The sequence below is a fragment of the Staphylococcus equorum genome (assembly GCF_029531845.1).
Taxonomy (GTDB): Bacteria; Bacillota; Bacilli; order Staphylococcales; family Staphylococcaceae; genus Staphylococcus; species Staphylococcus equorum_C.
On record NZ_JAMBPV010000004.1, the window covers coordinates 167,870 to 180,685 of the forward strand.

The 12,816-nt window shown below is 32.6% G+C and carries 10 protein-coding genes; 6 read left to right on the plus strand and 4 right to left on the minus strand.

What is annotated here, in order from left to right; all coding sequences use genetic code 11:
- Positions 1-521 precede the first annotated feature (521 nt).
- From ygs to M4L39_RS07190, 4 genes are all read left to right on the plus strand, one after another.
- Positions 522-923 (plus strand): S1 domain-containing post-transcriptional regulator Ygs, encoded by a 402-nt coding sequence (ygs, locus tag M4L39_RS07175; protein ID WP_002508137.1) that lies wholly within the window; start codon positions 522-524, stop codon positions 921-923.
- Positions 924-1,093: 170 nt separating this feature from the next.
- Complete coding sequence (locus M4L39_RS07180) at positions 1,094-2,227, plus strand: NADH-dependent flavin oxidoreductase (protein ID WP_277581425.1); 1,134 nt, start codon at positions 1,094-1,096, stop codon at positions 2,225-2,227.
- 581 nt (positions 2,228-2,808) lie between these two features.
- A complete protein-coding gene (locus tag M4L39_RS07185; RefSeq protein WP_277581426.1) occupies positions 2,809-3,999 on the plus strand; it encodes an ornithine--oxo-acid transaminase in 1,191 nt (396 codons plus the stop codon).
- 110 nt (positions 4,000-4,109) lie between these two features.
- Positions 4,110-5,354, plus strand: a complete 1,245-nt coding sequence (locus tag M4L39_RS07190) for a Glu/Leu/Phe/Val family dehydrogenase (protein WP_277581427.1) — start codon at positions 4,110-4,112, stop codon at positions 5,352-5,354.
- A 522-nt stretch (positions 5,355-5,876) separates the two neighbouring features.
- Here the strand turns inward: M4L39_RS07190 and M4L39_RS07195 are convergent.
- The 4 genes from M4L39_RS07195 to M4L39_RS07210 all read right to left on the minus strand — a co-directional run bounded on the left by M4L39_RS07195 (position 5,877) and on the right by M4L39_RS07210 (position 10,289).
- Complete coding sequence (locus M4L39_RS07195; RefSeq protein ID WP_277581428.1) at positions 5,877-6,257, minus strand: YbaN family protein; 381 nt, start codon at positions 6,255-6,257, stop codon at positions 5,877-5,879.
- A gap of 131 nt (positions 6,258-6,388) precedes the next feature.
- Positions 6,389-7,378: a glycerophosphodiester phosphodiesterase gene (locus M4L39_RS07200; protein ID WP_277581429.1), complete on the minus strand. Its 990-nt coding sequence runs from the start codon at positions 7,376-7,378 to the stop codon at positions 6,389-6,391.
- A 342-nt stretch (positions 7,379-7,720) separates the two neighbouring features.
- The gene (gene argH, locus M4L39_RS07205; RefSeq protein WP_277581430.1) at positions 7,721-9,094 is read right to left on the minus strand and encodes an argininosuccinate lyase; all 1,374 of its coding nucleotides are present in this window, start codon (positions 9,092-9,094) and stop codon (positions 7,721-7,723) included.
- On the minus strand, positions 9,084-10,289 hold the full coding sequence (locus M4L39_RS07210) for an argininosuccinate synthase (RefSeq protein ID WP_277581431.1): 1,206 nt from the start codon (positions 10,287-10,289) through the stop codon (positions 9,084-9,086). The genes argH and M4L39_RS07210 overlap by 11 nt, the downstream gene beginning before the upstream one ends.
- Before the next feature lie 343 nt (positions 10,290-10,632).
- Here M4L39_RS07210 and M4L39_RS07215 point away from each other — a divergent pair, with 343 nt between their 5' ends.
- Positions 10,633-11,964: a glucose-6-phosphate isomerase gene (locus tag M4L39_RS07215; protein ID WP_277581432.1), complete on the plus strand. Its 1,332-nt coding sequence runs from the start codon at positions 10,633-10,635 to the stop codon at positions 11,962-11,964.
- Positions 11,965-12,240: 276 nt separating this feature from the next.
- Positions 12,241-12,816, plus strand: coding sequence for a TVP38/TMEM64 family protein (locus tag M4L39_RS07220; RefSeq protein WP_277581433.1), 576 nt, complete (start codon positions 12,241-12,243; stop codon positions 12,814-12,816).

Consider the following 12,816-nt stretch of genomic DNA (forward strand, 5'->3'; position numbering starts at 1 on the left):
ACAGGGGCAACAATGGTGTGAATATATAATGGTATTAGTTGTTGGCCGGTTATAACCCTATGCAATTTTCAGACAAATTTATAGGGGGACGCAGAAGTAAACGACATGATAGATGCTGCCCGTCTATATGGAGAAGCTGAAAAGATAGCACAATAATTACAAGCAAGAAGTAAAATGTAATATATGTAAAACAGGTTCAATCAATCACTCAATGTAGTAGTTTTATGTTGAGTGCAAAGTTGAGCCTGTTTTTTAATTGAACCTACTTTAGAAGTTAATAATGTAATTCAACGTAAAAATAGCTCGACACATTATTATGTATAAAAATTTTTATGGAGAATTAATTTAAGCGTTAAATGAGAGCGGATACTTGCTATACGTAGAAGGTTAACATTTTTATTTTGTTGAATTATTGTAGGAAATCTATAAAATGTGAAATTTTTCTATTTAAATGTTAGTACCAAGTTATAATTTATGCTATTATAATAGTGTTAAGTAAAACGAAATAAGGGGTTATCACGTTGAATAATCACTATACAGTAGGTCAACATATCAAAGTTCGTGTGACTGGTATTCAACCGTATGGCGCTTTTGTAGAAACCCCGGACAATGCTGAGGGATTAATCCACATATCCGAAATTATGGATGATTACGTCCATAATTTGAAAAAGTTTTTATCGGAAGGACAAATTGTAAGAGCGAAAGTGATTTCAATTGATGATGAAGGTAAACTGAATCTTTCTTTAAAAGATAATGACTATTTTAAAAATTATGAACGTAAGAAGGAAAAGCAATCAGTATTAGATGAAATTAAAGAAACCGAAAAATATGGGTTTCAAACAATTAAAGAACGCTTGCCGGTTTGGATTAAACAGTCCAAAAACGCGATTAAAGATGAAAAAACATCTTTAACAAGATACTGACATTTCGATGAGAGATGTCAGTATTTTTTTATTGTGAAAAGAAAGTTATCAAAAATTACATGCGTGAGCATATTTATTTATCTTTATAGTTTAGGTAGTTAGAATTAACAAGCACTCAAATAGTGTGGAAAAAAAGCGATATGGTATTTTACTTAGGAGGAATAATTGTAATGGATAAAAAATTTCAACCGTTATTTGAAAAGCTCACATTGCCTAATAAAGTTGTATTAGAAAATAGATTTGTCTTAGCACCGCTAACACACGTATCTTCTAATGATGATGGGTCGATTTCAAATGAAGAAGTAGTATATATGGAACAACGTTCAAAAGATGTGGGATTAGCTATTTCTGCTGCTAGTAATGTAACAGACTTAGGGAAAGCATTTCCTGGACAGCCTTCTGTAGCGCATGATTCAAATTTAGAAGGGTTGAAACGATTAGCTGAAGCAATGAAGAAAAATGGCTCGAAAGCTATTGTTCAAATCCATCATGGTGGTGCCCAAGCATTACCTAATTTAACTCCTAATGGAGATGTTGCTGCACCTAGTCCAATTTCATTAAAAAGTTTTGGAGAACAGGAAGAACATCATGCACGTGAGATTACTGTTGAAGAAATAGAAGAAACAATTAAAGCGTTTGGTGAAGCGACACGAAGAGTGATTGAAGCTGGCTTTGACGGCGTAGAAATTCATGGCGCTAACCACTATTTAATACATCAATTTGTCTCACCTTATTACAACCGTCGTAACGATGAATGGGGCGAAGATCCTTTTAAATTCGCAACTGCAGTTGTTGATGAAGTGACAGAAACAGTTAAACGTCATGGAAATAAAGATTTTATCGTTGGATATAGATTTTCACCTGAAGAAGCAGAAACACCAGGTATAAGCATGGAAATTACAGAAACGTTAGTAAAACATTTAATTGAAAAACCATTAGATTATTTACATGTTTCATTGATGGATATTCATTCGAAAACGCGTGAAGGGCAATATAAAGGTCAAGAACGTATTAAATTATTACTACAATGGATTAATGGTCGCATGCCACTTGTTGGTATTGGTTCAATATTTACTGCGGAACAAGCAATTGAAGCTATTGAATCAACAAATGTAGAACTTGTAGCATTAGGTAGAGAGATTTTATTAGATCACAATTTTGTTAGTAAAATTAAAAATGGTGAAGAAAATCAAATTATTTCTCACTTTGATCCAAATAGAAAAGATAAACATCATCTTCCACCAAAATTATGGGAACAGTTTAATAAAGGTTTCTATCCACTTCCAAGAACCGATAATAAATAGTATATAGATAATTAAGTAGTGTATTATCACAATTTTTTAAAGATATTGTGATAGATATGCTACTTTTTTTATTTACTGATAAAAACAAGAAATTAGCGTTTATTAGATGAGATAAAACGAAAAAAATGTAGAAAAATAGTTATAGATTAATAACCATTATGATGAATACATTAAGGTATTAGATATTGTACGAGGCATTATTCATTAGTAATTATATATAATTAAGAGTAAATAACAGTGTATAATTATTAATTTATCAACTGTTATAATGCATGAAATACTGATTGAATATGCAATTTTGTGTAAAAATAATAAACGATATTTTATTTTTTAAATCAGGCAAAATTATCTTGTATAAATGCAGGTAATTATGTCATTATATATGTAAGGGCTTACATATAAATTAAGTAGTTTATTGATATGTTTAAAGCTTGATTTATGTTGATGTATCAGCTTATAAGTCGCATGAAGTGAGTAGTTTTAGAAAATGGTTTCAGTTGAACTCTAAATACGTTATGCTATGAACAAGTATCGTTTTAGAGTTTAAAAAGACTCTTAAATATTTTCAAAGGGGAGATATCATGTCAAGATCAAAAGAAATCATAGAAGTAACAAATCATTACGGAGCACAAAACTATGTGCCACTTCCAATCGTCATATCGGAAGCAGAAGGTGTTTGGGTTAAAGACCCAGAAGGTAACAAATATATGGATATGCTATCTGCATATTCAGCTGTAAACCAAGGTCACAGACATCCTAAGATTATTCAAGCATTGAAAGACCAAGCAGACAAAGTTACTTTAGTGTCTCGTGCATTCCATAGTGATAATCTAGGCGAATGGTATGAAAAAATTTGTAAACTTTCAGGTAAAGAAAAAGCATTGCCAATGAACACAGGTGCCGAAGCGGTTGAAACTGCATTAAAAGCTGCACGTCGTTGGGCTTACGATGTTAAAAATATAGAACCAGATAAAGCAGAAGTTATTGCATTCAATGGTAACTTCCATGGTCGTACTATGGCACCAGTATCATTATCATCAGAACCTGAATATCAACGTGGGTATGGTCCGTTATTAGAAGGATTTAATAAAGTTGATTTTGGAGATATTGAAGCTGTTAAAGGCGCTATCAACGAAAATACTGCTGCAATTTTAATTGAACCAATCCAAGGAGAAGCAGGAATTAATGTTCCACCAGAAGGTTACTTAAAAGCAATTAGAGAATTATGTGATGAACATAATGTCTTATTTATTGCCGATGAAATTCAAGCTGGTTTAGGTCGTTCAGGTAAATTATTTGCTACAGACTGGGATGACGTTAAACCAGACGTATACATTTTAGGTAAAGCATTAGGCGGCGGCGTATTACCAATTTCAGTAGTATTAGCAGATGAAGAAGTATTAGGTGTGTTTACACCTGGGTCTCACGGTTCTACATTTGGCGGTAATCCATTAGCTTGTGCAGTTTCAAATGCTGCATTAGATGTTATCATCGACGAAGATTTACCAGGCCGTTCATTAGAATTAGGAAATTATTTTAAATCTGAGCTAGAAAAAATAGACAACCCTGCAATTAAAGAAGTTCGCGGACGTGGTTTATTTATCGGAATTGAATTAAATGAAGACGCGAGACCTTATTGTGAAGCATTAAAAGAAAAAGGTTTATTATGTAAAGAAACACATGACACTGTGATCCGTTTTGCACCACCACTTATTATTTCAAAAGAAGAATTAGACTTTGCATTAGACAAAGTAAGAAGCGTTTTCGAGTAAATTTATAGTTAAAAAATATAAGTTTTGAAAACTCTTTAAAAAGCAAAATGTTATGTTACAATTATCATGAAAGCGAAATCATTAGTTACGAAAAAGAGGCGAAATGAATCATGACTGAGAATAATAATTTAGTTACTTCTACGCAACAAATTATTAAAGAAGCATTGCATAAACTGGGATTTGACGATGGTATGTATGATTTAGTAAAGGAACCATTAAGATTCCTTGAAGTTCGAATTCCTGTCCGTATGGATGATGGTACTGTTAAAACATTTACTGGTTATCGTGCACAGCATAATGATGCTGTTGGACCAACAAAAGGTGGAGTTCGTTTCCATCCAGATGTTGATGAAGAAGAAGTTAAGGCCCTATCAATGTGGATGACATTGAAATGTGGCATAGTGGATTTACCGTACGGCGGGGGCAAAGGTGGAATCATTTGTGATCCAAGACAAATGAGCATTCATGAAGTAGAACGTCTATCTCGTGGGTATGTGCGCTCAATTTCTCAATTCGTTGGACCAACTAAAGATATTCCAGCACCAGACGTATTTACAAACTCTCAAATTATGGCGTGGATGATGGACGAATATAGTTCATTAGACAAATTCAATTCACCAGGTTTCATTACTGGTAAACCAATTGTTTTAGGTGGTTCACAAGGCCGTGATCGTTCAACAGCTTTAGGTGTAGTAATTGCCATTGAACAAGCTGCGAAGAGAAGAGGACTAGATTTAAAAGGTGCACGTATGGTAATTCAAGGTTTCGGTAACGCAGGTAGTTTCTTAGCGAAATTCTTATACGACATGGGTGCAAAAATTGTTGGTATCTCAGATGCTTATGGTGCATTACATGACCCAGAAGGTTTAGATATCGACTATCTGTTAGACAGAAGAGATAGCTTCGGAACAGTAACAAATTTATTTGAAGAAACAATTTCAAATAAAGAATTGTTCGAACTTGATTGTGATGTGCTGATTCCGGCAGCAATTACAAATCAAATTACCGAAGACAATGCAGGAGATATTAAAGCTGATATTGTGGTTGAGGCTGCTAATGGTCCAACTACACCAGCGGCAACACGTATCTTAACTGAACGTGGTGTCCTACTTGTTCCTGATGTATTAGCAAGTGCTGGTGGCGTAACAGTTTCATACTTCGAATGGGTACAAAATAACCAAGGTTATTATTGGACTGAAGAAGAAGTAAACACTAAATTACGTGAAAAACTTATAACTGCTTTTGATACAATTTATGAATTATCGCAAAACAGAAAAATTGATATGCGTTTAGCTGCGTTTATCGTTGGTATTAAACGTACTGCAGAAGCAGCACGTTACCGTGGTTGGGCGTAATAGTAAATAGAGTAAAAATGATTTAGATAGTTATTAATTTAGATACAATAAAAAGTACCCACTATTAATTTTTAATGGTGGGTACTTTCTATTTATTACAAGTTCTTTTTTTACTATACATGCAGATGTACTAAACTTATTGTTCTCATCAATATTTTTTAAAAAAGCATTTGATTTGTTTTATATGTGTTTTTCATTTGTGTTTTATCTTTAAATGAGTTGAACTATAAATTAAGATGACAGATTCATTTAATTATTATTTAAAATGGCAGTTCATTGGGCTAAATTCTGCAGGGATAGTACGAGCCGAAGTTTACAGGTTGATGCTGTCCCATCCGGAAAGCGTGCACAAAAAAATGCCAACAAAGTCACAGGCTTTGTCGACACTCTTAAAAGTTAGTTTAAACATTAACTTTTTAAGTAAATGCTTTTAATAAATTTAATAGTTAAACCATATATCCAGTAATGGGATGGTTATTATATAATAATATTTTCTTCAACACTGTTATTCTCACCAGCAAATTATTCTTTGTCATAAAAATTTGCTGGTAATGTTTTCACAAAAGTAAATAAAACTATCGTCTGCAATGTTACCATTATTAACAAACCCAATCTTATATAAGGATGGTCTATCATAAAAATTGAAAAGCCGATAACTATATAAAGACTCAACAAAAGTTTGAACTTGTCCTTTAAAGTATAGCCTTTGTTTTCTTTAAAACTTTCAACATAATTCACATAAACCTTTGTTTGTACTAACCAATTTTCAAATTTATCAGAGCTTTTAGAAAAACAAATGACTGCAACTAATAAAAATGGCGTAGTTGGTAATAAAGGTAACAAAACTCCAGCAAAACCAATGACTGTAAATAACACACCAATAATAATTAAAAAATATTTCAAAAAAACACTCCTATTGATAGCTATTATCAATAATAAACTAATTCATCATTATAGTAAATAACATAACATTTTACAGGATAGTTTTTATTATGGTTGTTAATTAAGACGTTAGTTATAGGTAATGAAAAGTTTTATTTTGTGAGCGTCTCATTTTCATTAATTACTTGCTTATATAAATCGGGATAATTCGTAAAGACGCCATGTACGCCATAGTCATTTAGTCGTTGCATGTCTGCTTTTTCATTAACGGTAAACGGATGTACTAAAAGGCCAGCTTTTTTAAGATTATGCACATTTTGTTTTGTTAAATCTGTATGTTCGGGACCTACACCAACTGCATACTGTTTGATCGCATTAAAGTCTTGTTGTGTCATACTAGGTAATTCACCCTTATCTAATAAACGTACAAGAGGGATATTAGGGTTTAGGTTTTGTAACTTTAATAAGCTTTCTTGTGAAAAGGATTGAAGCATAACATGACCATTTTCAAGTGATTCGCTATTTAATAAATTATGTTTATTTAATGTATCTAGAAGTTTTTCTTCCATACCTGGATAAACATCGGGCGATTTAGTTTCAATATAATAATTAGCATCTGAACCATAGCGTTGGAAAATCTCATCTAATGTTGGTACTTGGATACCTTCATAGTTTGAATTTGCATATTGAGGATTTTCCGCATTAAATTTACTTCCAGCATCTAATTGTTTCAGTTCTTCAAGTGTATATTCGTCGACTCTGCCCGTACCATTTGTCGTTCTATCAACAGTTTCATCGTGCATTGCGACGAGGTGACCGTCTTTAGTCATTTGTAAATCGATTTCTATATATGATGCGCCTATGGCATTATGACTCTTATCATAAGCTGCTAGCGTATGCTCTGGTGCGTAACCACTTGCGCCTCTGTGAGCAATTGTTGTGAATTTTTCACCTGTTAAATTATGTAATTCATTCTGCTTATTATTTATCTCGTTTGAATGAGGACTTTGTTGTGAACTAGAAGCATTCTGATTTTCCATCTGACTACCTTTACCACTAGCTTGAATGTCTGGAGATGCACCAATACTCAATAATGATGTTACCGCAATACTTGAAATGATAAATTTACTGACGTGTTTCATAATGTTGTCACTCCTTAATCTGAACTGTAATTTCATAGTACAAAAGAAAATCAAAAATAAGAATAGGATTTACAACATATTTATTCAAACTAAATAATATTAAACATATACTTACAATTTATAACAAAAAATTACAAATAGAAGTAAGACATTGCACCTTGCGTGACGTATACAAGCTATTTCTCCAAGCGTTGAGGGTATTAGAATAAAAAGATACTGTCTTTGCGTCACAGGGACGCTATATAGGTGTTTATAATCTATTAAGACGTTATGATTATATATATTTAACAAAAAAAGAACTGGAAAACCGCTTGATTAAGCATGTTTTCCAGTTCTTTTTTGTTAATGTTGTTGTTTTATTATATTGATTTGTTGTTTTACTGCTTCTTGTCCTGTTGAACCATAACTGATTCTACGACTTACACAGTTTTCAGGTTTTAAGTAATCATAAATGTCCGCTTCGATACTAGCATGTGCCTTTTGATATTCTTCTAATGGAACATCTAGTAAATAAACGTTATGTTGTATAGACCAAAGCACAATTTTACCGACGATTTCATGTGCATTTCTAAATGGCACACCTTTGTTGACTAGGTAATCTGCAAGTTCTGTTGCATTTGAAAAATCATTGTAGACAGTTTCTTGTAAGTGATCCACATTCACAGTCATTGTACCAATCATGCCTTCGAAGATACGTAGAGAACCTTTAAGTGTATGCACAGCATCAAAGAGTCCTTCTTTATCTTCTTGCATGTCTTTATTGTATGCTAAAGGCAAACCTTTAAGTGTCATAAGCATACTCATAAGATTACCTGTCGTACGTCCAACTTTACCTCTAATTAATTCTGCCATATCAGGATTTTTCTTCTGTGGCATGATAGAAGAACCAGTTGAAAATGCGTCAGATAAAGTTATGAAGTTTGCTTCTGCTGATGACCAAAAAATAATTTCTTCAGCAAAACGAGAAAGATGAACCATAGTTAAAGAAATATTGTGTAACGTTTCAACGATATAGTCTCTGTCACTTACGGCATCCATACTATTTTCATAAAGTGCGCTAAAGTTTAATAAAGATTGCGTTTCATGACGATCAATTGGGTAAGTAGTACCACTTAATGCAGCTGCACCAAGAGGGGAGATATCAATACGTTTCAAGCTATCTTGGAAACGTGATTTATCTCTTTCTAGCATCCAATAATACGTTAATATGTGATGAGCAAACGAAATCGGTTGTGCTCTTTGTAAATGCGTGTAACCTGGCATAATTGTATCGACATGTGTTTCAGCAACTTTTACAATTGTTTGCTGGAAAGCAGTGATAGATTCAATTAAGTAGTTAACTTCTTCTTTTGTATAAAGGTGCATATCAGTAGCGACTTGATCATTTCTACTACGTCCAGTGTGTAATCTACCACCAGCATCACCGATACGTTTAATTAATTCATGTTCAATATTTAAGTGAATATCTTCTAAAGAGACGTCTAAGTTTAAATTACCTTGTTCATAATCAGCTAAAATAGCGTTCAAGCCATCTATAATTTGTTCACAGTCTGAATCAGAAATAATACCTTGTTTGGCTAACATCGTTGCATGTGCAATACTACCTTGAACATCGTATTCGATTAATACTTTGTCAAAGTGGATAGAAGCATTGAATTCATCGACCCATGCTTCTGGTTGTTCACTAAATCTACCGCCCCAAGCTTTACTGCTCATCGTTATATCCGCCATGTAACATAGAATTTACTTTAGTAGGTAGGCCAAAGATATCGATGAAACCGACTGCTGATTCTTGATTAAACGCGTCTTCTTTTGTATAAGTAGCTAATTTTTCGTTATATAGTGTATGTGGTGATTTTCTGCCATTAACGATTGCATTACCTTTGTATAATTTAATACGTACATCACCTGTAACATATTGCTGCGTACTATCGACAAATACTTTTAAGCTATCTGTTAATGGAGAGAACCATAAACCATTATAAATTTGTTCAGAGAATTGTTTTTCGATTACAGGTTTGAAATGTGCTACATCTTTTGTAAGGGTAATTGTTTCAAGCGCTTTGTGAGCTTTTACAATTACTTCTGCTGCAGGTGTTTCATAAACTTCTCTTGATTTAATACCTACAAGTCTATTTTCCACATGATCAATTCTACCAATACCATGTTTACCAGCTAATTTATTTAAATATAAAATAAGTTCACTTAATTTATATGATTGACCGTCTAAAGCAGTAGGTATACCTTGTTCAAATGAAAGTACAATTTCATCTGATTCATCAGGTGTATTTTCTAATGCGTTAGTTAAGTCATATGCATCTTCTGGTGGTGTTGCATATGGATCTTCGAGAATACCACATTCGTTACTTCTACCCCATAAGTTTTGGTCAATTGAATAAGGAGAATCATGTTGAATTGGTACTGGGATATTATGTTTAATTGCGTAATCTATTTCTTCTTCACGACTCCAAGCCCATTCTCTTACTGGAGCAAATACTTTTAGTTCTGGATCTAAAGCTTTAATTGCTACTTCAAAACGAACTTGGTCATTACCTTTACCAGTACAACCGTGTGCAATACCAACTGCATTTGTTTTACTAGCAATTTCTACTAATTTTTTTGAAATTAAAGGTCTTGATAATGCAGATACTAATGGATAAGTACCTTCATACATTAAATTACCTTTAATTGCATATGATACGAAATCTTGACTGAATTCTTCAGTAGCATCAATAATGTGGCATTCACTTGCACCCATATCTAATGCTTTTTGATGAACGATATCTAAATCTTTACCTTCACCTACGTCTAAACAACAAGCTACAACGTCGTAACCTTTATCTAATAACCATTTTACTGCAACACTTGTGTCTAAACCGCCTGAATATGCTAATACTATTTTCTCTTTCATAATTTCCACCTCTAATTGATATTTTTTAAAATTTGTTTTTTTATTTGATATTGAATAGTATAGCAGATGTTTAATGAAAATAAAACCACTTTTATACATAAATATGCAAAAATATTAGAAAGGTATTATTTCGAAAAAGGAAGTTTTTATGTTCTAAGGGTAGGTAAGTTGTTGATTAAGGGTTTTTATTTATATGTATATAATAATGAATAAAAAGTTGGATTGCTAAAGATAATTAGTAAAATTGTCATAATTTATGATTCATTATAGGCTAGTTGTTTGAATAGTCAAAAAAAACTTAGTAATATAATGTTGAAACTAAAAACACTGGAGGCAATATCAAATGACTCATATTCAATTAGATTATGGTAAAACTTTAGAATTTTTTGGAGAGCACGAATTACAACAACAAAAAGATATCGTTAAATCAATTCATAAAACAATTCATGAAGGAACAGGCGCTGGCAGTGATTTCTTAGGTTGGATAGACCTTCCTGTTGACTATGATAAAGAAGAGTTCTCACGTATTTTAGAAGCTTCAAAACGTGTTAAAGAAAATTCAGATGTATTTGTAGTAATTGGTATCGGGGGTTCATATTTAGGTGCGCGTGCAGCTATTGAAATGTTAACTTCTTCATTTAGAAATAGTGACGAATACCCAGAAATCATTTTTGTAGGTAATCATTTATCTTCAACATATACACAAGAATTAATTGATTATTTAGATGGAAAAGACTTCTCAGTCAATGTAATTTCAAAATCTGGTACAACGACTGAACCAGCAGTTGCATTTAGATTATTTAAACAATTACTTGAAAATAAATATGGCAAAGATGAAGCGAAAAAACGCATTTTTGCAACTACAGATAAAGAAAAAGGTGCATTAAAAGAATTAGCTACAAATGAAGGCTATGAAACATTTGTTGTACCAGACGATATTGGCGGTCGTTATTCAGTATTAACTGCAGTTGGCTTGTTACCAATCGCGGTTGCTGGAATTGATATTAAAGCAATGATGGAAGGCGCGGCTAAAGCACGTGAAGAATTGTCATCAGAAAACTTAGAAGACAATATTGCTTATCAATATGCAACAATCCGTAACGTTTTGTATGCAAAAGGTTACGACACTGAAATGTTAATCAACTACGATCCTTCAATGCAATATTTCAATGAATGGTGGAAACAATTATTTGGTGAATCTGAAGGTAAAGATTTCAAAGGTATTTACCCTTCAAGTGCAAACTATACAACAGACTTACATTCTCTTGGCCAATATGTTCAAGAAGGACGTCGTTTCTTATTTGAAACAGTAGTAAAAGTAAATAATCCAAAACATAACATTACTATAGAAGAAGATAGTGATAATTTAGATGGATTAAATTACTTAGCAGGTAAAACAATTGATGAAGTTAATACGAAAGCTTTTGAAGGTACACTATTAGCTCATACAGATGGTGGCGTTCCAAATATTGTTGTTGATATTCCTCGTTTAGATGAAGAAACATTTGGTTATATCGTCTACTTCTTCGAATTGGCTTGTACAATGAGTGGTTATCAATTAGGTGTGAATCCATTCAACCAACCAGGTGTTGAAGCTTACAAACAAAACATGTTTGCATTGTTAGGTAAACCTGGATTTGAAGATAAAAAAGCAGAATTAGAAAAACGTTTATAATATAGAAAAATTTGTTACATTAAAATATGATGATTTAATTAAAGACTCATCCCAAATTTATATTTGGAATGAGTCTTTTTTATATTGATAACGTTGAAATATAAAATGGGTAGCCATATTTTTAAAGCATACCATGGTTGTTAATACTATAAGTCTCTGACGTGACGCTTTTTTCATTCTCGAGACTGATTTATATTAAATCTAGTACTTTATAGTTTTAAAAACATGATATTACACTTATAATTATAATCAATAGAAATGATGGAGATGGGTTAGATGACAGAAGAACAAGTACAATATTGGTTTGAATTATTCGGAAACTTAGGATATATTGTAGGTTTTTTATTGCCATTTATTGAAGCTTTTATTCCTATTTTGCCAATCATTGTATTTGTCATTGTTAACGTTAATGCTTATGGTTTTATCATTGGAACCTTATTGGCTTGGGTAGGTACAGTAGCTGGTAGTTATATTGTATTCTTATTTTTCAGAAGGCTTACGCATACACGTTATATGAAGAAAATACAACAACGCACCTCTGTTCAGAGATTGATACATTTCATTGATAGAAAAGGCGTTCTTCCTATTTTTATATTAATGTGCTTTCCATTTACACCAAGTGCGCTAGTCAATATTGTCGCAAGTTTATCGCATATTAAAGCACATGCCTATTTGACTGTTCTTATAGCTTCAAAATTCGTGATGATTGGGCTTGTAGGTTGGTTGGGGAATGACATCACAACTTTATTCACAAGCCCTACAAGATTAATCACTATTATCATTGTCATTTTAATAGTATGGTTTGTGGGACGAAAAATCGAAAAACATTTTATGCATTCTTCAGAGGAGTGA